The organism is Actinokineospora sp. UV203, from assembly GCF_056323665.1.
The window spans coordinates 5,447,111-5,468,774 of record NZ_CM150484.1; the positions used below are offsets into that span (position 1 = coordinate 5,447,111).

Sequence of the window (21,664 nt, forward strand, 5' to 3'; positions counted from 1 at the left end):
TCGCACCTGGGAAGGTGAACGGTGGACGCTTCGAACCTCGCTGAGTTGCTCGGTGAGCACGCCGAGTTGGAGGCGGTTCTCGCCGACCCCGCCGTGCACGCCGACCAGGACCGGGCCCGCAAGCTGGGCAAGCGCTACGCCGAGCTGACCCCGGCCGTCAAGGTCCTGCGTGAGCTGGAGGGCGCCCGCAGCGACCTCGAAGCCGCCCGCGAGCTGGTCGCCGAGGACTCGACTTTCGCCGAGGAGGCCGACGCGATCGCCGCGCGCATCCCGAAGCTGGAAACCAAGCTGACCGAGTTGCTGCTCCCGCGCGACCCGCACGACGGCTCCGACGTGGTGCTCGAGGTCAAGTCCGGTGAGGGCGGCGAGGAGTCCGCCCTGTTCGCGGGCGACCTCGTGCGCATGTACCTGCGCTACGCCGAGCGCCACGGCTGGAAAGCCGAGGTGCTCGACAGCACCGAGTCCGACCTGGGCGGGGTCAAGGACGCCACCGTCGCGATCAAGAGCAAGGGCAGCGACCCCGAGGGCGTCTGGGCCAGGCTGAAGTTCGAAGGCGGCGTGCACCGCGTGCAGCGCGTGCCCGCGACCGAGTCGCAGGGCCGCATCCACACCTCCGCCGCGGGCGTGCTCGTCTACCCGGACATCGAGGACACCTCCGAGGTCGCCGAGATCCCGGACAAGGACCTTCGCGTCGACGTCTACCGCTCCTCGGGCAAGGGCGGCCAGAGCGTCAACACGACCGACTCGGCTGTGCGCATCACGCACCTGCCGACCGGCATCGTGGTGTCCTGCCAGAACGAGCGCTCCCAGTTGCAGAACAAGACCCGCGCCATGCAGGTCCTCCGCGCCCGCCTCGCCGTCGCCGCCGAGGAAGAGGCCGCCAAGGTCGCCTCGGACGCGCGCCGCAGCCAGATCCGCACGGTCGACCGCTCCGAGCGGGTCCGCACGTACAACTTCCCGGAGAACCGCCTCTCCGACCACCGCGTCGGCTTCAAGGCCCACAACCTCGACGCGGTCCTCGACGGCGACCTCGACGCGGTGTTGGACGCCCTCTCCGACGCCGACCGCAACGAACGACTCGCCGCTCACTCATCCGGGTGATCCACCGAAAGGCGTGACAGGGTGACCCTTATGAGCAGGCAACCCCTCCGCGTGGCGATCCTGGAAGCCGCGCGCATCCTCGCGGCCGCGGGCGTCGCCTCCCCCCGAAACGACGCCGAACTCCTGGCCGCCCACGTCCTTGGCGTCGATCGCGGCAAGCTCCCGATGGTCCCCCTGGTAGACCCCCCGGTCGTGGACGCCCTGGGCAAACTCGTCAGCCGCCGCGCCCGCCGGGAACCGCTGCAACACCTGATCGGCACGGCCTGGATGGGCGCCATCAGCGTCAGCGTCGGCCCCGGTGTGTTCGTCCCGAGGCCGGAGACCGAGCTGATGTTTGCCTGGGGCCTGGCCACGCTGGAGGGCAAGCGCAACCCGATCGTCGTCGACCTGTGCACCGGCTCCGGCGTCCTGGCCCTGGCCACCGCGAACGCCCGCCCCGACGCGGTCGTCCACGCGGTGGACATCGACCACACCGCCCTGGCCTGGGCCCGCCGAAACACCGACGCAAGGGCAGCGGCGGGCGACACCCCCGTGCGCTTGTATTCAGGGGACGTCACCGACCCAACCCTGTTCAGCGAACTGGACGGCCGGGTCGACCTGGTCCTGTGCAACCCGCCCTACGTCCCCTCAGGCACCCAGGTACCCCCGGAGGTCGCCGAACACGACCCCGCCCACGCGGTGTTCTCGGGAACAGACGGCCTGGACGTCATCCGCGGCGTCATCACCGCGGCGGCAAGACTCCTCCGCGTCACCGGCGGCGTGGCCATCGAACACGACGACACCCACGGCGAATCCGTACCGGCACTGCTGCAAGCCCGACGGGTACTCACGGACGTCCAAGGCCACAAGGATCTTGCGGGCCGCCCCCGCTTCGCGACAGCCCTGCGCGGCTGAGCGAATCCACCCAAACCGGCACCCGCACGCCTAGGGCCCGAACACCCCGGTGATCGCCTCATTGATCTCGTTCACGTTCGTCCCCACCGCGGCAAGTGTCCCCGTGGCCCCGACAATCCCGGCCAGGGCACCACGAATCCGCCCCCACGACGACTTCACGAACGCCGGCTTCACCTCGGCGCTCTGAGGCGGCGCCGCCCTGGTCGGCTCGACCAGGAACTCCCTGATCGCCGCCGTCGCGTACCCGGGGTCGAGATGGGCCGCCGCGCACAGGTAGCGGGTCGCGTCGTCGCGGTCGGACGGACCGTGCGGCACGCGCTGCCGCTGCGGGATGCCGGGGATCCCGCTCGGCGGGGTCCGGTCAATCGATGGGCTGTTCGGCGGCTGCGCTGTGCTCAGGCATGGCGTCCCCGTCGTTCGAGTGTTGCCTGGGGCAGCGAAAAGTTGCTGCCCGCCAGTGATCGCACACTCACCGTAGCGAGATCGTCAACCCTTTTCGATCAAGGAGACGCATTGTCGATCAGCGCGTGGTAGATCGGCACGGTCTCGGCCCAGCGGTCGGCGTTCGCGGCCGCGTAGACGAAGTACTCGATGCCGTCGACCCGCCAGTACATCGAGTGCACGTGCTTGCGCACCCCGGCCGAATCGTGCTCGAACTCCCAGTCGACGGCGAGAACCCCGTGGTACTGGGTGGTTCCCAGGCTCAGCCGCTTGAAGCCCGGCTTCGACTTGGCGAACACCGCCTCATAGTCCACATGGGACTGGAGCAGGTCGGTGGCGGGCGCGGGGGCGCCGCCGTAGCGCACGTGCCGGGCCGGGTCGGCCGGGTCGGTGGCCTGCACGGAACCCGGACCCGACGACCGGGCGATCGCCCAGCCCTTGGGGACCGTGGTGACCAGGCCGCCGGGACCGGCGACCCGCTGGAATCCCTCCGGGACCGGCAGCGCGACCTTGGACGGCCGCGAATCGGGATCCGCGGTGTCGATCCGCGGCGCGGGCGCGGCGGAATCGGCCGTGCCGAACGCGGGCGGCGGCGGTGCGAGGACATAGGTCGTCGACGGAGCCGCCGTGCTCGGCCCGGACTGTTTCGGGGCGACCAGCAGAACGGCGCCGACCAGCGCGCTCACCGTCGTGTAGCCCGCGACAAGCGCCGACGCCAGCCAGCGTGAGCTGAGCTGGTGCCCTCGACGCTGCGGACGGCTGCTCGTGGGAACTCCCCTGCTGCGACGAACCCGGATCTGCTTCGAGGACAGGTAAATGGTGCCCGGTATGTCGGTGAATCTCAACTTCCGCGCGGATCTCGTTCACCCGGCCGGATCATGGCCGAATCCCTCGCCCACCGATGAGCGGTAGCGTTTCGACCCGGGGTGATCCGGTGCTACGCACATGGCAGGACGTCATCGAGAAGTGGCAGTTGTCGCCACCCGAGGCGCAGGAGGGGCCGACCGAGGCCAGGCTGTACTTCGATCGCGCGCTATCGGCGCTGGTCAAGGGCAGGCTCGACGCCGCGGCAGGCGATTTCGAGCGGGCCGCGGCGACCCGGGAGTGCGCCTACGACGACATCGGCATCGGCGACGTGTTCCTGGCCCGGGGACGCTGGCGGGCGGCGGCGACGCACTACCGCCGGGCCGCCGAGCGCGACCCGGACAACGTTCTCGCGGTCCTCGGCATGTCGCAGGCCCGCGTCGCGAGCGGCGACGCCCAGGGCGCGGCGGCCGAGCTGGAGGCCCGCTTCGGCGGGTCCACGGACCCGGTGCTGCGGTACTACCTGGCCAGCACCTGGTGCTCGGTGTCCGAGCAGGTGCGCAGCCGCACGGCCGACGACGCCCTGGTCATCACCAGCGAACACCAGCTGGAGGTCTGCGAGGCCGCCGCCCGGCGGATCATCGACCTCGACGTCCGGGACGCAGAACTGCGGCGGGGCGCGGAGCTGCTGCTCGACGAGGTCACGGCCGGGCGGCGCTGGCGGTGGCAGCCGGAGGGGATCGCGGTGAGCCTCGCGGTGCTCGCGGTGTCGCTCGGGCTGATCCTGGTGGCCGTCGGCGGGCTGGCGGGCAACGTCTCGCTGGTGATCGCCGGGGTGCTGCTGGGCGGCGGTCTGCTGTATCTGATCGTGGTCCGGTTCCGCAGACAGACCTGGCAGAGCCGGGCCGACGCGCTCGCGGAGTCGATTGTCGACCGGGGCGCGGACTAGCGATGGCACAGTCCCGATAGAGTTCGCCGGGTGACCACGGTCTACGACTGCAGTGTCCGTGAGGACAGAGAAGACGGCATCGCCGCCGCGGCGGGCGCGGTGCGCACGGGGCGGGTCGTCGTGATCCCGACCGACACCGTCTACGGCATCGGGTGCGACGCCTTCAACAGCTCCGCCGTCGTGTCGCTGCTCGCGGCCAAGGGGCGCGGGCCGGACATGCCGGTCGGCGTTCTCGTCGGCTCATGGTCGACCATCGACGGACTCGTCCTGTCCGTGCCGCAGACCGCGCGGACGCTGATCGAGGCGTTCTGGCCGGGCGACCTGTCCATCGTTCTTCCGCACGCGCCGTCGCTGGCCTGGGACCTGGGCCAGACCCACGGCACGGTCATGCTCCGGATGCCGCTGCACCCGGTGGCCATTGAGCTGCTGCGCGAGGTCGGGCCGATGGCGGTCTCCAGCGCCAACCGGACCGGCCACCCCGCGCCCGCGACCGCGCAGGGCGCCCGTGATCAGCTGGGCGAGTCGGTCGCGGTATACCTCGACGGCGGACCGTGCGGCGAGCCGATCCCGTCGACCATCGTGGACCTGACCGGCGACGAGCCCGTGGTGCTGCGCGAAGGCGCCGTCAGCCTCGCCGCGGTGTCCGAGGCTTTGGGCGCCGAGGTGCGCGCGGCGCGGTAGCGTTGCGGCATCCCAGAAGCGGTATCTAACTAGGAGATGCGACCCGACGTGCCCACTCCGTTCCGGGGCCCGGATCCGGCGGCCCCGCGCAGCGCGGAACCGGAGCAGGTGTTCGACTGGATCAAGCTGCCGATCCTCGGTGAGAGCGGCAGGCCGATCGAGACCGTCGGCGCGCTGCCGGGCGAACAGGACCCGAGGGGCTAGCGGGTGATACCTCCCGAGGGATACGCCGTCGCCGGTCTGCCGGTGCGCGAGTTCGCGCTGGTCGCCCTGGTCACCGCGGCCCTGACCTTCCTGCTCACCGGGCTCGTCCGGCTCTTCGCCATCCGCATCGGCGCGGTCGCCTACCCACGCACCCGCGACGTGCACGTGGTCCCCATGCCGCGGCTGGGCGGGCTGGCCATGTACCTGGGCATCTGCGGCGGCATGATGGTCGCCCACCAGCTGCCGGTCCTGCGGCGCGCGTTCGACTTCGCGCTGGACCCGATCGCCGTGCTGGTCGGCGGCGGCCTCATCGTCGCGATCGGCGTCCTCGACGACCGGTTCGAACTCGACTCGCTGACCAAGCTGGCGGGCCAGACGACCAGCGCGGGCATCCTGGTGCTCTTCGGCATCCAGTGGATGGTGCTGTGGGTGCCGTGGGGCGGCGACGAGGGCTACTTCGGCACCGTGCTGATCCTCGACCAGAACCAGGGCGGCCTGCTGGCGATCCTGCTCGTGGTCACCATGGTCAACGCGATGAACTTCGTCGACGGCCTCGACGGGCTCGCCTCCGGCATCGGCTTCATCGCCGCCGTGGCCACGTGCGCGTTCTCGCTGCACCTGCTCGACCAGTCCGGCGGCTCGGTGAACAACTACCCGCCGATCCTGATCTCGGCCACCCTCGCGGGCGCCTGCCTGGGCTTCCTGCCGCACAACTTCCAGCCCGCCCGCATCTTCATGGGCGACTCCGGCTCGATGCTCATCGGCCTGATGCTGGCCACGGCCAGCACCACGATGTCCGGCAAGACCACGCCCACCGAGGGCGCCACGAACTCCATCGCCCTGTTCTCGCCCCTGCTGGTCGTCGCCGCGGTGCTGTTCATCCCGCTGCTCGACCTGCTGATGGCCGTCGTCCGCCGCACCCGCCGCGGTGAGAGCCCGTTCAGCGCGGACAAGATGCACCTGCACCACCGCCTGCTCGAAATCGGCCACTCCCAGCGCCGAGCGGTGCTGCTCATCTATTTGTGGGCGGCGGTGATCGCATTCGGCGCGGTGGCGGTGTCCCTATTCGACGCATTCATCGTCGCCTGGGGAATGGGCATCGGCGTCCTGGTCGCGGTGATCGTCTCCGCCATCCCTAGACTCAGGTCTCGATGAGCGACAACGAGCAGCAGCAGACCCCGGAAAACCCGGAAATCGATCCGCACGCGCGGGCGCTTCGCACGCTGGCGGAGGCGATGTTCCGTTACGCGCTGTGGCCTTCGATCGCCACGGTCGTGGTAGGCGTAGTGATCTTCGGCATACTCAATGGCACTCCGGGTGCGCTTGGCGCGCTTGTCGGCGGCGTGCTGGCGTGCGCGTCTTCGCTGTTGACGTTGTTCCTTATGCGCAAAACCGCCGCACACGGCCCGCATATCGGCATGGCCGCGTCACTGGGCGGATTCGTGGCCAAGCTGTTCATATTGCTGCTGGTCATGACCGCTTTGCGCGACGTCGAGGCGCTGCATCGGATCTCGCTCGGCCTGACCATGGTCGCCGTGGTGCTCGTGGCCGCGGGCGCCGAGGCGCTGGCGTTCCGGCGCACGAAGCTGCCGACCATCATTCCCGCTGGTGAGAAGTAGTTCACCACTCACCCAGTACGCCTGTCAGGTGAGAGCGACACCCCTGATATGGTTCGCCTCAGACGGCGGGGTGGCCGTGTTACGCGCATGCCGTCATGGCGCTGCGCGAACCGGGTAGCCGCCTGAAGACAAGCCAAGTTAGTCAGGTACGTTACGTCCTGATCGTGACGATTCCCCCGGCGGAGTGAACGCCGGCCGGGAGAACCGGAAGGAGCCCACAGGTGGGCAGGCTGCTGGCCCAGGGGGAAGAGTTCGTTCCCCCCGGTGTTAAGGACTTTTTCCTCCCGCCGATTTTCGGCGAGGTCACGAAGCCGATGGTCTTGATGGTTCTGTCCATCGTCATCGTCTCCGCCTTCTTCCTTATTACGTCGCGGAACATGAAGATCGTCCCGACCAAGTGGCAGTTCGCCGCCGAGTCGGTCTACGACTTCAGTCGCAACAACATCACGCGGGAGCAGATCGGCTCGAAAGAGTTCAGGCCGTTCATCCCGCTGATTCTCACGCTGTTCACCTTCATCCTGGTGAACAACCTGTACGGGATCATTCCGATCATCCAGTTCCCGACGATGGCGAAGATCGGCTTCCCGCTGGCGCTCGCCGTCCTGGTGGTCTTTCCCGTCTACCACTTCGTGGGTATCAAGAAGTTCGGCCTCGGCCGCTACCTGAAGAACCAGCTGCTTCCCCCGGGTGTCCCCAAGCCGGTGTACTTCCTGCTGACCCCGATCGAGCTGTTCCTCAAGTTCTTCATGGACCCGATCACGCTGGCGATCCGAGTGTTCGCCGCCATGTTCGCGGGACACCTCATTCTGCTGGTGTTCACCCTTGGTGGTGAGTACCTGCTCCTGCACGCCTCGGTGCCGCTCAAGCCGGTGTCGTTGATCTCCTGGGCGATGGCCATCGCGATGACCTTCCTCGAGGCGTTCATCCAGGTTCTGCAGGCGTACATCTTCGCGCTGCTGTCGGCCAGCTTCATCGGCCGCGCGCTCGCCGAAGACCACTAAGGGAAACAAAGCCCCCGATCCGCGGACACCCGCGGACCGAGTTGGAAAGGGATACACAAGTGAGCGCAATGGTTCTCGCGCAGGAAGCCCCCGCCAGCATCAACGCGGGTCTCGCCGCGATCGGCTACGGCCTCGGCGCGATCGGCCCCGGCATCGGTGTCGGTCTGATCTGGGCCGCTGTCATCAACGGCACCGCCCGCCAGCCGGAGGCCCAGAGCAAGCTCATGGGCATCGCGTGGACGACCTTCGTCCTCGTCGAGGTGCTCGCGCTGATCGGCCTGGTCGTTTACTTCATCGCTTCCGGCGGCTGATCCAGCCCTTCGTTCGTTAGGGAGACGTCGTGGTGAAGTCTGTGTTGTACCTGGCCGCTGAAACGCCGAGCCCGGTTATGCCGCACATCGCCGAGGTCATTCTCGGTCTGGTGGCTTTCCTTCTGCTGCTGTTCGTGATCTCGAAGTTCGTCGCGCCTCGGTTCGAAAAGCTGTACACCGAGCGCACGGCCAAGATCGAGGGCGGCATCGAGAAGGCGGAGAAGGCTCAGGCCGAGGCCGAGCAGGCGCTGCAGCAGTACAAGGCGCAGCTCGCCGAGGCCCGGGCCGAGTCGGCCCGGATCCGGGACGACGCCCGTGCCGAGGCGGAGCAGATCAAGGAAGAGCTGCGCGCCCAGGCCCAGGCCGAGTCCGCCCGCATCGTGGCTCAGGGCACGGCTCAGCTCGAGGCACAGCGCGCGCAGATCGTCGCCGAGCTGCGTGCCGACCTCGGGCGCCACGCCGTCGAGCTGGCCAGCCGTGTGGTGGGCGAGTCGCTTGAGGACGAGACGCGGCGCCGCGGCACCGTCGACCGCTTCCTCTCCGAGCTCGACGCCGTCTCGGCTCCTGCGAAGAACTAGGGGACGCCTGAGATGACATTCCAAGCCGCGAGCCGGGAAGCTCTCGCCGCTGTCGAGCTGAAGTTGCTCGACGTGGTGGAGGGCACCGCCAAGGCGAGCACAGTCGCCGCCGCTCTGGGCGAAGAGCTGTTCGCGGTCGCCGGGTTGCTCGACCGGGAGATCGGCCTGCGTCGCACGCTGGCCGACTCCTCGACCGACCCGGCCGCCCGTGAGCGGCTGGTCCGGGACCTGCTCGGCGGCAAGGTCGCCGACGACACCCTGCAGGTGACCATCGCGGCCGTCAGTGCCCGCTGGTCGAGCCCGCGGGAACTCGTCGACGGCATCGAGTCGCTGGCGACGACCGCGCTGCTGGTGCGGGCCGAGCGCGACGGGCGCCTGGACGCGGTCGAGGACGAGCTGTTCCGCCTCGGCCGCATCATCGCCGACCAGACCGAGCTGGAGCAGGCGCTGTCCGACCGGACCGCGGCTGTCGAAGGCAAGCTCAGCCTGATCAACGGGCTGATCGACGGCAAGGTCGACCCGACCACCGCGACCCTGGTCGCGAACCTGGTCGGCCAGCCCCGCGGCCGCACGGTCGTCGAGGGTCTGGAGAACCTCGCGAGCGAGGCGGCTCAGCGGCGCGAGCGCTCGGTGGCGCACGTGATCTCCGCCGGACCGCTGTCGGCCGCGCAGCAGGAGCGCCTCACCGCGTCCCTGCAGCGGATCTACGGCCGCCCGATCGGCCTGCACGTCGAGGTCGACGAGTCGCTCGGCGGCGGACTGGTCGTCAAGGTCGGCGACGAGGTCATCGACGGCTCCACAGCCGGACGGCTTGAAGCGCTTCGGCGCAGGCTCGCCGGCTGAGCACCCCCCTAGAACTTTCCACAAAGAAACGAAGCGAGAGCAGGAACGACATGGCGGAGCTGACGATCTCGTCGGACGAGATCCGCAGTGCGATCGAAAACTACGTCTCCAGCTACTCCCCGGACGTCAACCGGGAAGAGGTCGGAACGGTTTCCGACACCGGCGACGGCATCGCCCACGTCGAGGGCCTGCCCTCGGCCATGGCCAACGAGCTGCTGGAGTTCGCGGGCGGGGTGCTCGGCGTCGCGCTGAACCTGGACGCGCGCGAGATCGGTGCCGCGATCCTCGGTGAGTACGACAAGATCGAGGAAGGCCAGGAGGTCAAGCGGACCGGACGCGTGCTGTCCGTTCCGGTCGGCGACGCCTTCCTGGGTCGCGTCATCGACCCCCTGGGCGCCCCGATCGACGGTCTCGGCGAGATCGTCGCCGAGGAGCAGCGTCCCCTGGAGCTGCAGGCCGCCACGGTCGTGCAGCGCCAGCCCGTCGAGGAGCCGCTGCAGACCGGCCTCAAGGCCGTCGACTCGATGACCCCGATCGGCCGCGGCCAGCGCCAGCTGATCATCGGTGACCGCAAGACCGGCAAGACAACGGTCTGCGTCGACACCATCATCAACCAGAAGAAGGCCTGGGAGACCGGCGACCCGAAGCAGCAGGTCCGCTGCATCTACGTCGCCATCGGCCAGAAGGGCTCCACCATCGCGGGCGTCAAGACCGCGCTGGAGGAGGCGGGCGCGCTGGAGTACACCACCATCGTGGCCGCTCCCGCGTCCGACTCGGCGGGCTTCAAGTGGCTCGCGCCCTACACCGGCTCCGCGCTGGGTCAGCACTGGATGTACCAGGGCAAGCACGTCCTGATCATCTTCGATGACCTCACCAAGCAGGCCGAGGCCTACCGCGCCATCTCGCTGCTGCTGCGCCGCCCGCCGGGCCGTGAGGCCTACCCGGGCGACGTCTTCTACTTGCACTCCCGTCTGCTGGAGCGCTGCGCGAAGCTGTCCGACGAGCTCGGCGGTGGCTCGATGACCGGTCTGCCGATCATCGAGACGAAGGCCAACGACATCTCGGCCTACATCCCCACCAACGTCATCTCGATCACCGACGGCCAGTGCTTCCTGGAGTCCGACCTCTTCAACTCCGGTCAGCGCCCGGCCATCAACGTGGGTACCTCGGTCTCCCGTGTCGGTGGCGCCGCCCAGACCAAGGCGATGAAGAAGATCTCCGGCACCTTGCGTCTGGAGCTGGCGCAGTACCGCGAGCTGGAGGCCTTCGCCGCCTTCGCCTCCGACCTCGACGCCACCTCCAAGGCCCAGCTCGCCCGCGGCACCCGGATGATGGAGCTGCTCAAGCAGGGCCAGTTCTCGCCGATGGTCGTCGAGGAGCAGGTCGTGTCGATCTACATCGGCACCAAGGGGCACCTGGACTCGGTTCCGGTCGCCGACGTGCGCCGCTTCGAGTCGGAGCTGCTGGAGAACCTGCGCCACCGCCACGAGGGCATCCTCGAAGAGATCCGGGTGAACAAGGTTCTCTCGGACGACAACGAGGAGCGCCTGGTCAACGCGGTCGAGGCCTTCAAGGAGAACTTCACCGCCTCCGACGGCTCGTCGGTCGTGGTGAAGGACGCCGAGGCCGAGGCCATGGACGCGACCGCGGTCGGCCAGGAGACCATCAAGGTCGCCAAGACCGCCCCGAAGAAGTGACCGGGTAAGCCATGGCGCAACTTCGGGAAATCCGACAGCGGATCAAGTCAGCCCAGTCCTTCAAGAAGATCTTCAAGGCACAGGAGCTGATCGCGACCTCGCGCATCAGCAAGGCGCAGGCCCGGGTCGCGCAGTCCAAGCCGTACGCGGACGAGATCACCACTGTGCTGACCGCCCTCGCGGGCGCGGCGGCCAACCTGGACTCGCCGCTGCTCGTCGAGCGCACGAACGCCAAGCGGGCGGGCGTGTTGCTGGTGACCAGCGACCGAGGCTTGTGCGGCGGTTACAACGCCAACGCCATCAAGGCGGCCGAGGAACTGCAGGCGCTGCTGCGCGAGCAGGGCAAGACCCCGGTGCTCTTCGTGATCGGCCGCAAGGGACTGAACTTCTACCGGTTCCGCCAGCGCCCGGTCGCGCAGAGCTGGTCCGGCTTCTCCGAGAAGCCGACCTACGTCAACGCGGCCGACGCCGGTCAGGCCCTCATCGACGCGTTCCTCGCGGGCGCCGACGATGAGGGTGACAACGCGGGCGCCGATGGCATCCTCGGTGTCGACGAGCTGCACATCGTGTACACCGAGTTCGTCTCGATGCTCACGCAGCGTCCGGTCGCCAAGCGGGTCGCCCCGCTTGAGGTGGAGTACTCCTCCGAGGAGGAGGCCGCCGCGGCCAGGGCCGAGCTGAAGTCGGCGTACGCTTTCGAACCGAGCGCGGAAACGCTGCTCGGCAATCTGCTGCCGAAGTACATCAACACCCGGATCTACGCGGCACTGCTCGAGTCGGCGGCTTCCGAGTCCGCCGCTCGACGCACGGCGATGAAGGCGGCGACCGACAACGCCGACGAATTGGTCAAGAGCTTCACGCGAGTGGCCAATCAGGTTCGCCAGGCGCAGATCACCCAGGAGATCAGCGAGATCGTCGGTGGCGTGGAAGCGCTCGCCGCTGCCGCAGGAAGTGATGACTAATGACCGCCATTCAGGAACCCAAGACCGCAACCGGTCGCGTCGTCCGGGTGATCGGCCCCGTCGTTGACGTGGAGTTCCCCCGGGACTCTGTGCCGGAGCTCTTCAACGCGCTCAAGGTCGACGTCGCCCTTGAGTCGATGAAGAAGACCATCACCCTCGAGGTCGCCCAGCACCTCGGCGACAACCTGGTGCGCTGCATCTCGATGGCGCCGCAGGACGGCCTCGTGCGTGGCGCCCCGGTGCTCGACACCGGCGAGGGCATCTCGGTGCCCGTCGGCGACGTCGTCAAGGGCCACGTGTTCAACGCCCTGGGTGACTGCCTCGACAAGCCGGGCCACGCCGCGGACGCCGAGCGCTGGCGCATCCACCGTCGTCCCCCGCCCTTCGACCAGCTCGAGGGCAAGACCAAGATGCTGGAGACCGGCGTCAAGGTCCTGGACCTGCTCACCCCGTACGTCGAGGGTGGCAAGATCGGTCTGTTCGGTGGTGCCGGTGTCGGCAAGACGGTGCTCATCCAGGAGATGATCACCCGTATCGCCCGCAACTTCGGTGGTACGTCCGTGTTCGCCGGTGTCGGTGAGCGCACCCGTGAGGGCACCGACCTCTTCCTGGAAATGGAAGAGATGGGTGTTCTCCCGGACACCGCGCTCGTCTTCGGTCAGATGGACGAGCCGCCGGGCACCCGTATGCGCGTCGCCCTGTCGGCCCTGACCATGGCGGAGTACTTCCGCGATGTGCAGAAGCAGGACGTGCTGCTCTTCATCGACAACATCTTCCGGTTCACCCAGGCCGGTTCCGAGGTTTCGACCCTGCTGGGTCGCATGCCGTCGGCCGTGGGTTACCAGCCGACGCTGGCCGACGAGATGGGTGAGCTGCAGGAGCGCATCACCTCGACGCGTGGTCGCTCGATCACCTCGCTGCAGGCGATCTACGTCCCCGCGGACGACTACACCGACCCGGCCCCGGCGACGACCTTCGCCCACCTGGACGCGACGACGGAGCTTTCCCGTCCGATCTCCCAGAAGGGCATCTACCCGGCGGTCGACCCGCTGACTTCGTCCTCCCGAATCCTCGACCCGTCCATCGTGGGCGACGAGCACTACCGGGTGGCGCAGGAGGTCAAGCGGATCCTGCAGAAGTACAAGGAACTGCAGGACATCATCGCGATCCTCGGCATGGACGAGCTGTCCGAAGAGGACAAGGTGACGGTCAACCGCGCCCGTCGCATCGAGCGCTTCCTGTCGCAGAACTTCTTCGTGGCGGAGAAGTTCACCGGCGAGGTCGGCTCGTTCGTCAAGCTCGCCGACACCATCGAGGCCTTCGACAAGGTCGCGAAGGGCGAGTACGACCACGTTCCGGAGCAGGCCTTCCTCTCCATCGGTGGCCTCGACGACCTGGAGCGCAAGTACCACGAGCTCACCGGCAAGAAGAAGTAACTGCCGCCAAGCACGACGAAAGGGCCGGTGTCCACTGCGGACACCGGCCCTTTCGGCTATCTCAGAGCGTGACTTCGAACAGCGTCGACTCGCCGTCCCTGGTCACCTCGACCTGGGTCGCGTTCGTGGGGAGCAGCGCGGCGTCCCTACCCGCGCTGATCCAGTCGCCGTCCGTGCGGTAGCGCAGCACCGCCCCGCGCGCCGCGACGAGCGTGCCCTGGCCGTTCTCCAACTTCACGTTGACGGGCAGTGGTTCCGGCGCGTTCAGCGGCCCTCCGTACGCCCACTTCGTCACCTTGCCGGTCGCGTCCCGGTAGCCGAGGTAGAGCCTGCTGCCGGTGTCGTTGGGCACGTACTCCACGCCCACGACGCTGCGGCCGCCCGGGAGATCGGCGATCACTTCGAACCCGATCACGCCGACGCGGGCCAGCGGATCGCCGTAACCGGCCGCCTGCAGCGCGCTTCCGACATCCAGGTCGTCGGTCAGCGGAGCGGCCTTGGTCCCACCCGCGCGGAGCGGCTGGTTCTGCGGCCAGTCCATCGTGCGGCGGGGGACCGGTTTGCTCTGCCGGTCGGTGCCTTCGTGATACTGCGACGCGGGCAGGACGCCGATGCTTTCCTTGTGGCCGGCGTTCGTCGGGTCCTTCGCCCGCACGACTCGGACGTCCCCGCCGCGAACCGCCCCGGGGAACGCCAGGAACGAGATCCCGCCCAGGTCGGTCATGGCCGTCCACTCACGGGAGCCTCGGCCGTCTTCGCCGACCTTCCACTCGGGTGAGGCGTGCAGTGGGGCGCTGCCGCTGAAGGCGACCGCGTAGCGATCGCTCGGACCGAACAGGAACGCGGCCCGCTCGGGTGTCATCGCGTCGCCGCTGCCCGGAGCGCTGTTGATCAGGGTGGCCTGGTCGCCGATGACCAACCCGATCACGACCCGCTGAATGGTGCTGAGATCGACGACGTTGCCGTCGATGTAGGTCATGGTCCCTTTCTCGGATTCCCGTTGCTGCACGACGATGGCGACCTTGCCCGCGGGCGTGGTCCCGGCCCAGTACACGCGGGGTTCGCCGATCAGGGTGTTTCCGGGCTGGTCGGCTCCCGGTGCCACGGCCATGCCCTTGGTGAACGCGGTTCGCGCGTCGCGCAGGTAGTCGGCGTCGCCTGCCAGGTCACCGCGGGTCGCCGCGGTCAGCAGGGGATTGGGGGCGGCGGCGGTGATCGCGGGCCGGGTGGGCGCCCACGGCGCCACCGAGACCACGGCGCCCGCGGCCATCGCGACGGCTAGGGTGCCGGTGACCAGCATTCGGCGGCGAAACTGCCTGCGCTTGCCGCCGCGCACCACGTCTGTGGTGAAGCCGATGCGGGGCTCGATGTCGTCGGTGGCGTCCCGCAACGCGCGGGTGAGGTCGTCGGTGTTCATGCTCATCCTTTCGTCGCGGGTTCGGCCAGCAGTGCGCGCAGGCGGTCGAGCCCGCGCGAGGTCTGGCTCTTGACCGTCCCGGTGCCGCACCCGAGTGCGGCGGCGGTGTCGGCTTCGGACAGGTCGTCGAAGTAGCGCAGAACCAGCACGGCCCGCATTCGCGGCGGGAGCGTCCCCAGCGCCCGGGCGATCTGGTCTCGGTCGGCGATGCCACTCTCGTGGCCGCGCACGCCCGGTTCGGCGGCATGCTCCAGGGCTGTCTCGGTCACCCGGCGCGACCGGTGCCGCCAGCGGTTGGCTGAGGCGTTGGCCAGCGCGGCCCGGACGTAGGGCTCCGGGTTGCCCTTGACGCGTTTGCGGCGGGCGTAGACGCGTTCGAGTACGTCCTGGAGCAGGTCTTCCGCCGCGCCGCGGTCGCCGCCGCAGAGCAAGTACGCGGTGCGCAGCAGGGAAGTCGACCGGTGGGTCACGAACTCGGTAAAGTCGGTGTCCTCGATGTCGGTCACCGCCTGTGATCGAAGTGGCTCATGCCAAGAGTGACACCGGCCTGGCTGGGGAGGTTGCCTGCCGACCATCTAGACTGCCCAAGAACCGTGAGTCTAAGGAGATAAGCGTGGCTGAGATGTCCGTCCAGCTGGTCGCCGTGGAACGACGCCTGTGGTCGGGTACCGGCTCATTCGTCAGCGCGCAGACCACCGAGGGTGAGATCGGCATCATGCCTGGTCACGAACCCGTGCTCGGCCAGCTCGTCGAGGGTGGCGTGGTCAAGGTCATCACCACCGACGGCGAAGCGGTCGTGGCCGCGGTGCACGGTGGCTTCCTCTCGGTCACCGCCGACTCGGTGAGCATCCTGGCTGAGTCCGCCGAGCTCGCGGGCGAGATCGACGTGGCAGCGGCCCGCTCCGGACTCGACGCCGACGACGCCGAGGAGCGCGCGAGAGCAGCCGCCCGGGTGCGCGCCGCCGAGCACTCCTCCTGATGTCGGCGTAGGGGGCGGGGGCGGCCGATGGACATCAGCGATGTGGTCGTGCTGGTCCTCGCCGCCGTGTTCGCCTTCCTGGTCTTGCTAGTCCTGCGCCGCCTGCGCCTTCTTCGCGCGGGCGGCGTTCACGTTGCCCTGCGCACCCGCATCGACGACACGGGCAAGGGCTGGCACCTCGGTGTCGGCCGCTACCAGGGCGACGAGTTCGCCTGGTTCCGCGCGCTGAGCCTGCGCAAGGGCCCCGACCGCGTCCTGCGCCGCGACGGCCTGGAGATCGTGCACCGCCGCGAGCCCGAACGCGGCGAGACCCCGAACATGCCCGTGGGCTCCCGTGTCCTGCGCTTCGAGTACGCCAACGGCGGCGCCGCCCCGGGTGTCGAGGTCGCGATGGGCCCGGACGTGCTCACCGGCTTCCTGTCCTGGCTGGAAAGCGCCCCGCCCGGACAACGGCTGCCCTGGGCGTCCTAGTTGTCCATGCGGGAACTCGTCGTCCTCGGGACCGCGAGCCAGGTGCCGATTCGCGCGCGCAACCACAACGGCTACTTCCTGCGCTGGGACGACGACGTCTTCCTGTTCGACCCGGGCGAGGGCACGCAGCGGCAGATGGCGCTGGCCGGGGTGTCGGTCACCGCGATCACCCGGCTGTGCGTGACCCATTTCCACGGCGACCACTGCCTGGGCGTCCCCGGCATCGTGCAGCGCCTCTCGCTTGACGGCGTCGCCCATGAGGTGGTCGCCCACTACCCGGCGTCGGGCGCCGAGTTCTTCGGCAACCTGCGGCGCGCGAGTTCGTTCTATGAGGTCGCGCGGGTCCGCGAGGAGCCGGTGGTGGCCGAAGGCGTCATCGCGACCGGCCGCTTCGGCGAACTGCACGCGCGGCGGCTCGACCACCGCATCGAGACCTTCGGCTACCAGCTGCGGGAGCCCGACTCCCGCCGGATGCTGCCGGAGAAGCTGGCCGAGTTCGGCATCACCGGCCCGGCTGTCGGCGCATTGCAGCGCGAAGGCGGGGAGCTGCTGGAGCGGGTCAGCGAGCCGAAACCGGGGCAGCGGTTCGCCTTCGTCATGGACACCCGCCTCTGCGACTCGGTGTACGAACTGGCGGACGCCGCCGACATGCTGGTGATCGAGTCGACGTACCTGCACGCGGACGCGGCTTTGGCCGAGGAACACGCCCACCTCACGGCCCGGCAGGCGGCGCGGGTCGCGCGGGAGAGCGGTGTGCGGACCCTCGTGCTGACCCACTTCTCGCAGCGCTACGACGATCTGAGCCTGTTCCACGAAGAAGCCGCCGCGGAGTTCGGCGGAACGATAGTGGTGGCCACGGATCTGGCCAGAATCCCGGTTCCGAAGCGGCAGTGACCGCACCGGTTCGGCGGGTGGTGGCGGTGCTCGTGATCGCCTACGCGCGGTCGTCCGGAGCGCCTGAGCCAGAACTCGTCGGCCCGACCCTAGACTCTCGGGGTGAGCCCACGATGAGTAAGACGGACGACCTTCGCGCCTTGCGCGAGGCGCGCTACGAGCAGCGGTCCGCACGCGAAACCAAGCCGATCATCGCACCGACGGAGCGGCCGCCTGCCAAACCGACCCAAGTCACCGCGGACGCCACCGACGCCACGGACGCCGAGGTGGCCGAGGTGGACTGTGAGCCGGAGGCAGCGCTCTGCGGCCATCGGGCGATCAGCGGACGCACCTGTACCCGCGAGCACGGTCACGCGGCCAAGAGCCACCGCTACTCCTGAGCCCGGCGACCTGACCTCCAGCGCGGCGGAGTTCGACGGCGAGATCGTGGTGGCCACGGACTTGGCGAGAGTGCGCGTTCCCAAGCGGCGCTGATCCGGTAGCCGGCAGGATGCGCTGACTGCGCACCCTGGGGGGACAACATGCGGTCGTACAGCCGACGGCTCTTACTCTTCGCAATCCTGGCGACAACGGTGTCGGTCGCGATCGTCGTCCTCGTGATCGGCGTGGTCCGGGACCCCGGGTTCCGGTGGCGGCCGGTCCCCGGACGGTGGCGGTATCGGAAGAACCGGCGCCGATCGAGACTACGCATGCGCGCGAACTGACCAAGGTCCTGGCCGACTTTTCGGTCCAGCCGGATTCGAAGATCAAGCCTTCTTCGCCAGATCGCGCAGATCCTTGCGGATGTTGCCGCGCACCATCGGCGCCATGAGCGGGCCGACGAACCGGTAGTAGCCGCTCGCGTCGCCCTGGACGCGGATGCTGGCGAGTGTCCCCTCGGGATGCTCGTCGAACCGGTAGGTGACGTGCATCGGGAACGGCCCGGCCACCGACCGCATGTCCAGCAGCGTGGGCGGTTCGTGCTCCTCGACCCGCAGCACGTAGTCGATCCGCTTGCCCAGGAAGTGCGCGGTGCGGGTGACCTGCGCGCCGACGCCGAAGCCGCCGCCGGGTGCTTCCGTGGTCAGCGCGGCTTCCTTGATGCCTTGGGTCCACTCGTGGTCGTGGCGCCAGTCCATCGCGTACTCGGCCACCCGCGCGGGCGGCAGCGGGATGACCCGCTCAGCGATCACATCCATCTCGACTCCTCCAAAGTGTCGCCGATACGTCGATCGAGCCGCCCGCGACCGGACAAGTCATCCGTTGGCGCCGGGCTTCCAGAGCACGTCGCCGTCCGGGTTGGCGATGCGCGCCAGTACGAACAGCAGGTCGGACAGCCGGTTGAGGTACTTCGCGGCCAGGATGTTCGTCCGCTCGGCGTCGTCCTCGATGAGCGCCCACGTGTTGCGCTCCGCCCGCCGCGCGACGGTGCGGGCGACGTGCAGCAGGGCCGCGCCGGGGGTGCCGCCGGGCAGGATGAAGGAGTTGAGCTTCTCCAGGCGGTCGTTGAAGTCGTCGATCCACCCTTCGAGCCGGGTCACGTACGCCTCGGTGATGCGCAGCGGCGGGTACGGCGGGTCGGGGACGATCGGGGCGCACAGGTCGGCGCCGACGTCGAACAGGTCGTTCTGGATGCCGCGCAGGACGTCGGTGACCTCGTCGGTCAGCCCGCCGAGGGCGATCGCCACCCCGATCGAGGAGTTGGCCTCGTCCACATCGGCGTAGGCAGCGAGGCGGACCGACGTCTTCGGCACCCGCGAGCCGTCGCCGAGCGCGGTCGTGCCCTTGTCGCCGACCTTGGTATAGACCCTCGTAATGTGAACCGACATGGCGTCAGCCTATTACCCGCCCGACCACCCGACTGGGGTGAGCGGGTTCGGTAGGGGCATCATTGCCCGCGTGACAGAGCACTTCCAGGTTCACGGCGGCGCGCGGCTCGTCGGCGACGTCGCGGTTGTCGGCGCCAAGAACAGCGTGCTCAAGCTGATGGCGGCGGCGCTGCTGGCCGAGGGCACGACCACCCTGACCAACTGCCCGGAGATCCTCGACGTCCCCCTGATGGCCGACGTCCTGCGCAGCCTGGGCTGCGAGGTGACCCTGGAGGGCGACCGCGCGGTGATCACCACCCCCGCGGAGCTCAACCACCGGGCCGATTCGCCGTCGATGGGCAAGCTGCGGGCCTCGGTCTGCGTGCTGGGTCCGCTCGTCGGCCGGTGCAGGCGCGCGGTCGTCGCCCTCCCCGGCGGCGACGCGATCGGCTCGCGGCCGCTGGACATGCACCAGAACGGCCTGCGCTCGCTCGGCGCGACCAGCGAGATCGAGCACGGCTGTGTCGTGGCCGAGGCCGAGGGCCTGCACGGCGCGCAGATCTGGCTCGACTTCCCCAGCGTGGGTGCCACCGAGAACATCCTGATGGCCGCGGTGCTGGCCGACGGGGTCACGGTCATCGACAACGCCGCGCGCGAGCCGGAGATCATCGACCTGTGCCTGATGCTGCAGCAGATGGGCGCCAAGGTCGAGGGCGCGGGCACGTCGACGCTCACCGTCCACGGCGTCGAGTCCCTGCGGCCCACCGAACACCGCGTGGTCGGCGACCGCATCGTCGGCGCGACCTGGGCTTTCGCCGCGGCGATGACCCGCGGCGACATCACCGTCAAGGGCGTCAACCCGCACCACCTGGACCTGGTCCTGGAGAAGCTGCGCAGCGCGGGCTCGGAGATCACCATCTACGAGGACGGCTTCCGCGTCGTCCAGCACGAGCGCCCCACAGCGGTCGACTTCGTGACCCTGCCCTACCCCGGCTTCGCCACCGACCTGCAGCCCTTCGCCATCGCCCTGACCGCGGTCGCGGAGGGGACGTCGATGATCACCGAGAACCTCTTCGAAGCCCGCTTCCGCTTCGTCGAGGAAATGGTCCGACTCGGCGCGGACGCCCGCACCGACGGCCACCACGCCGTGATCCGCGGTGTCGAACGCCTGTCGAGCGCCCCCGTGTGGGCGTCGGACATTCGCGCGGGGGTGGGGCTGGTATTGGCCGGCCTGTGCGCGGAAGGCGTGACAGAGGTGTGGGACGTCTTCCACATCGACCGCGGCTACCCCATGTTTGTGGAAAACATGCAGCGCTTGGGCGCCGACGTGCGACGCGTCGACATCGAACCCGAGCGCGCGGTTTAGATTTCGCTCAGCGAACGGTCACCGAAACCCGCTGAGCCATGTTGTTGGCCATCCCCTGCGTATTCCACGGCTGCTCCACCGGCTGCACCCCATGCCGGTCAGCGGCCCGAACCAACACCAAGACCTCACCCGGGGCCGCTGACCAGCGGAAGGTCCACGGCCGCCAGGCGTACTTGCCCGCCTGCTTGCCGAGCGCCGCGTTCGCCCAGGTCTGCCCGCCGTCGACGCTGACCTCGACCCGCGTCACCGGGCCTTGGCCGCTCCACGCCCGGCCGAACAGCTCGACCGGGCCCGCGTCGACGATCCGTCGCCGGGTCATGAAGTCCGGGAACCCCGGTGGAACGACCAGCGCCCGCGGCCTGATCCGCGTCACCGGCTCGCCGTCGTCCCCAGTGTCGTGCTTGATTCGATAAGCCGTCGCGTTCTGGAATCCGGTGAACTCGTGATCCAGCACGGTGATCCGCCGCAGCCACTTCACGCTCGCCATCCCGTACCACCCCGGCACCACCAGCCGCACCGGCGCGCCATGCTGCGGCGGCAGCGGCTGCCCGTTCATCTCGTAGGCGACCAGCACGTCCCGCCCCACCGCGTCCCCCAGCGACAGCCCCCGCTGATAGTCCTGCTCAACCCCCCGATCAGTCCCGTGGTCAAGCCCGGTGAACGCGACATCCACAGCGTCATCGAGCACGCCCGCCTCGGCCAGCAAATCGACCAGCGGCGTCCCGGTCCACCGCGCGGTCCCGACCGCCTCATCCAGCCACGGCTGGCTCACCGGCCGCGGGTGCAGCCGGGCCCGCCCGTTGCCCGCGCACTCCAGCGTCACCGTCAGGTTCACCTTCGGCCGCGCCCGCAGCGACGCCAGGTCGAACTCCAGCGGCGTGCCGACCCGGCCGTCCACGGTGAGCCGGTAGGTGTCGGGGTCCACATACGGGATGTCGTAGTGCACCAGGACGTAGTGCAGCCCCGGCGGTGTCAGGTCGTAGCGCAGCGCCTCCAACGGCATCCCGTGGTTGCGCGCCGCCAGCCGCAACTCATCGAGCGAGATGCCCTCGTCGGGCCCCGCGATCCGCGACGCCTCACCTTCACGGACGCTGGAGGAAGTCATGCCTTGAGCATCGCCCACGACGCCCAGGTGTGACAGTGGGCATTTTTCGGTCGGTTCGCGCACCCGAAGTGCCCGTGCGTAAACCTGGCGCCACCGGGCCACCGCGAGTAGAACTGGACCACCG

At 69.1% G+C, this 21,664-nt stretch carries 26 protein-coding genes; 19 read left to right on the top strand and 7 right to left on the bottom strand.

Translation table 11 applies throughout. The annotated features are described in order from the left end of the window. The first annotated feature begins 21 nt into the window (after nt 1–21). Nucleotides 22–1,101 (top strand): peptide chain release factor 1, encoded by a 1,080-nt coding sequence (gene prfA / locus ACUZ2Y_RS26140; RefSeq protein WP_476323776.1) that lies wholly within the window; start codon nt 22–24, stop codon nt 1,099–1,101. Between the two features lie 30 nt (nt 1,102–1,131). Further along, nucleotides 1,132–1,995: a peptide chain release factor N(5)-glutamine methyltransferase gene (gene prmC / locus ACUZ2Y_RS26145; protein ID WP_476323779.1), complete on the top strand. Its 864-nt coding sequence runs from the start codon at nt 1,132–1,134 to the stop codon at nt 1,993–1,995. A gap of 30 nt (nt 1,996–2,025) precedes the next feature. Here prmC and ACUZ2Y_RS26150 read toward each other — a convergent pair whose 3' ends face one another. Both ACUZ2Y_RS26150 and ACUZ2Y_RS26155 read right to left on the bottom strand, forming a co-directional pair. Beyond that, nucleotides 2,026–2,310, bottom strand: coding sequence for a hypothetical protein (locus tag ACUZ2Y_RS26150; RefSeq protein ID WP_476323782.1), 285 nt, complete (start codon nt 2,308–2,310; stop codon nt 2,026–2,028). Between the two features lie 185 nt (nt 2,311–2,495). Beyond that, nucleotides 2,496–3,281: a hypothetical protein gene (locus tag ACUZ2Y_RS26155; protein WP_476323785.1), complete on the bottom strand. Its 786-nt coding sequence runs from the start codon at nt 3,279–3,281 to the stop codon at nt 2,496–2,498. Nucleotides 3,282–3,370: 89 nt separating this feature from the next. Between ACUZ2Y_RS26155 and ACUZ2Y_RS26160 the strand changes: the two genes are divergently transcribed. The 12 genes from ACUZ2Y_RS26160 (at nt 3,371) to atpD (ending at nt 13,521) form a co-directional block, all read left to right on the top strand. Beyond that, nucleotides 3,371–4,189 carry a tetratricopeptide repeat protein gene (locus ACUZ2Y_RS26160; protein ID WP_476323788.1) on the top strand — a complete coding sequence of 273 codons (819 nt, stop codon included), beginning with the start codon at nt 3,371–3,373 and terminating at the stop codon, nt 4,187–4,189. Nucleotides 4,190–4,219: 30 nt separating this feature from the next. Further along, nucleotides 4,220–4,870 (top strand): L-threonylcarbamoyladenylate synthase, encoded by a 651-nt coding sequence (locus ACUZ2Y_RS26165; protein ID WP_476323791.1) that lies wholly within the window; start codon nt 4,220–4,222, stop codon nt 4,868–4,870. A gap of 48 nt (nt 4,871–4,918) precedes the next feature. Continuing rightward, nucleotides 4,919–5,074, top strand: coding sequence for a hypothetical protein (locus ACUZ2Y_RS26170; protein ID WP_476323794.1), 156 nt, complete (start codon nt 4,919–4,921; stop codon nt 5,072–5,074). Nucleotides 5,075–5,080: 6 nt separating this feature from the next. After that, nucleotides 5,081–6,229 (top strand): glycosyltransferase family 4 protein, encoded by a 1,149-nt coding sequence (locus ACUZ2Y_RS26175; RefSeq protein WP_476332078.1) that lies wholly within the window; start codon nt 5,081–5,083, stop codon nt 6,227–6,229. Then, nucleotides 6,226–6,693: a hypothetical protein gene (locus ACUZ2Y_RS26180; RefSeq protein ID WP_476323797.1), complete on the top strand. Its 468-nt coding sequence runs from the start codon at nt 6,226–6,228 to the stop codon at nt 6,691–6,693. The genes ACUZ2Y_RS26175 and ACUZ2Y_RS26180 overlap by 4 nt, the downstream gene beginning before the upstream one ends. A 221-nt stretch (nt 6,694–6,914) precedes the next feature. Continuing rightward, entirely contained in the window at nt 6,915–7,694 is a 780-nt protein-coding gene (gene atpB, locus ACUZ2Y_RS26185) for a F0F1 ATP synthase subunit A (protein ID WP_476323800.1), read from the top strand. A gap of 59 nt (nt 7,695–7,753) precedes the next feature. Then, the gene (locus ACUZ2Y_RS26190) at nt 7,754–8,005 is read left to right on the top strand and encodes an ATP synthase subunit c family protein (RefSeq protein ID WP_476323803.1); all 252 of its coding nucleotides are present in this window, start codon (nt 7,754–7,756) and stop codon (nt 8,003–8,005) included. 44 nt (nt 8,006–8,049) lie between these two features. Beyond that, entirely contained in the window at nt 8,050–8,583 is a 534-nt protein-coding gene (locus tag ACUZ2Y_RS26195; protein WP_476332080.1) for a F0F1 ATP synthase subunit B, read from the top strand. Between the two features lie 12 nt (nt 8,584–8,595). Continuing rightward, nucleotides 8,596–9,426, top strand: a complete 831-nt coding sequence (locus tag ACUZ2Y_RS26200; RefSeq protein WP_476323806.1) for a F0F1 ATP synthase subunit delta — start codon at nt 8,596–8,598, stop codon at nt 9,424–9,426. A 50-nt stretch (nt 9,427–9,476) separates the two neighbouring features. After that, nucleotides 9,477–11,123: a F0F1 ATP synthase subunit alpha gene (gene atpA, locus ACUZ2Y_RS26205; RefSeq protein ID WP_476323809.1), complete on the top strand. Its 1,647-nt coding sequence runs from the start codon at nt 9,477–9,479 to the stop codon at nt 11,121–11,123. A gap of 11 nt (nt 11,124–11,134) precedes the next feature. Beyond that, complete coding sequence (locus ACUZ2Y_RS26210; protein ID WP_476323812.1) at nt 11,135–12,085, top strand: F0F1 ATP synthase subunit gamma; 951 nt, start codon at nt 11,135–11,137, stop codon at nt 12,083–12,085. Beyond that, nucleotides 12,085–13,521 carry a F0F1 ATP synthase subunit beta gene (gene atpD / locus ACUZ2Y_RS26215; protein WP_476323815.1) on the top strand — a complete coding sequence of 479 codons (1,437 nt, stop codon included), beginning with the start codon at nt 12,085–12,087 and terminating at the stop codon, nt 13,519–13,521. Before ACUZ2Y_RS26210 ends, atpD begins: the two co-directional genes overlap by 1 nt. 61 nt (nt 13,522–13,582) lie before the next feature. Here atpD and ACUZ2Y_RS26220 read toward each other — a convergent pair whose 3' ends face one another. Both ACUZ2Y_RS26220 and ACUZ2Y_RS26225 read right to left on the bottom strand, forming a co-directional pair. Further along, a complete protein-coding gene (locus tag ACUZ2Y_RS26220; RefSeq protein ID WP_476323818.1) occupies nt 13,583–14,938 on the bottom strand; it encodes a hypothetical protein in 1,356 nt (451 codons plus the stop codon). 2 nt (nt 14,939–14,940) lie between these two features. Beyond that, nucleotides 14,941–15,444 (bottom strand): SigE family RNA polymerase sigma factor, encoded by a 504-nt coding sequence (locus ACUZ2Y_RS26225; RefSeq protein ID WP_476323821.1) that lies wholly within the window; start codon nt 15,442–15,444, stop codon nt 14,941–14,943. Nucleotides 15,445–15,551: 107 nt separating this feature from the next. On the opposite strand from ACUZ2Y_RS26225, the gene ACUZ2Y_RS26230 reads away from it, so the two are divergent. From ACUZ2Y_RS26230 to ACUZ2Y_RS26245, 4 genes are all read left to right on the top strand, one after another. Continuing rightward, nucleotides 15,552–15,917: a F0F1 ATP synthase subunit epsilon gene (locus ACUZ2Y_RS26230; RefSeq protein WP_476323824.1), complete on the top strand. Its 366-nt coding sequence runs from the start codon at nt 15,552–15,554 to the stop codon at nt 15,915–15,917. Between the two features lie 27 nt (nt 15,918–15,944). Further along, nucleotides 15,945–16,388, top strand: coding sequence for a DUF2550 domain-containing protein (locus ACUZ2Y_RS26235; protein ID WP_476323827.1), 444 nt, complete (start codon nt 15,945–15,947; stop codon nt 16,386–16,388). Beyond that, on the top strand, nt 16,389–17,282 hold the full coding sequence (locus tag ACUZ2Y_RS26240; protein ID WP_476323830.1) for a ribonuclease Z: 894 nt from the start codon (nt 16,389–16,391) through the stop codon (nt 17,280–17,282). A 113-nt stretch (nt 17,283–17,395) separates the two neighbouring features. Next, nucleotides 17,396–17,662 (top strand): hypothetical protein, encoded by a 267-nt coding sequence (locus ACUZ2Y_RS26245; protein ID WP_476323833.1) that lies wholly within the window; start codon nt 17,396–17,398, stop codon nt 17,660–17,662. A gap of 366 nt (nt 17,663–18,028) precedes the next feature. On the opposite strand, the gene ACUZ2Y_RS26250 is transcribed toward ACUZ2Y_RS26245, so the two are convergent. Both ACUZ2Y_RS26250 and ACUZ2Y_RS26255 read right to left on the bottom strand, forming a co-directional pair. Beyond that, the gene (locus ACUZ2Y_RS26250) at nt 18,029–18,460 is read right to left on the bottom strand and encodes an SRPBCC family protein (protein WP_476323836.1); all 432 of its coding nucleotides are present in this window, start codon (nt 18,458–18,460) and stop codon (nt 18,029–18,031) included. A gap of 57 nt (nt 18,461–18,517) precedes the next feature. Next, nucleotides 18,518–19,090 (bottom strand): cob(I)yrinic acid a,c-diamide adenosyltransferase, encoded by a 573-nt coding sequence (locus ACUZ2Y_RS26255; protein ID WP_476323839.1) that lies wholly within the window; start codon nt 19,088–19,090, stop codon nt 18,518–18,520. A gap of 70 nt (nt 19,091–19,160) precedes the next feature. Here ACUZ2Y_RS26255 and murA point away from each other — a divergent pair, with 70 nt between their 5' ends. Beyond that, nucleotides 19,161–20,435, top strand: coding sequence for a UDP-N-acetylglucosamine 1-carboxyvinyltransferase (gene murA / locus ACUZ2Y_RS26260; protein ID WP_476323842.1), 1,275 nt, complete (start codon nt 19,161–19,163; stop codon nt 20,433–20,435). A gap of 7 nt (nt 20,436–20,442) precedes the next feature. Here the strand turns inward: murA and ACUZ2Y_RS26265 are convergent, their stop codons facing one another. Next, nucleotides 20,443–21,540, bottom strand: a complete 1,098-nt coding sequence (locus ACUZ2Y_RS26265; RefSeq protein WP_476323845.1) for a sulfite oxidase — start codon at nt 21,538–21,540, stop codon at nt 20,443–20,445. Nucleotides 21,541–21,664 lie beyond the last annotated feature (124 nt).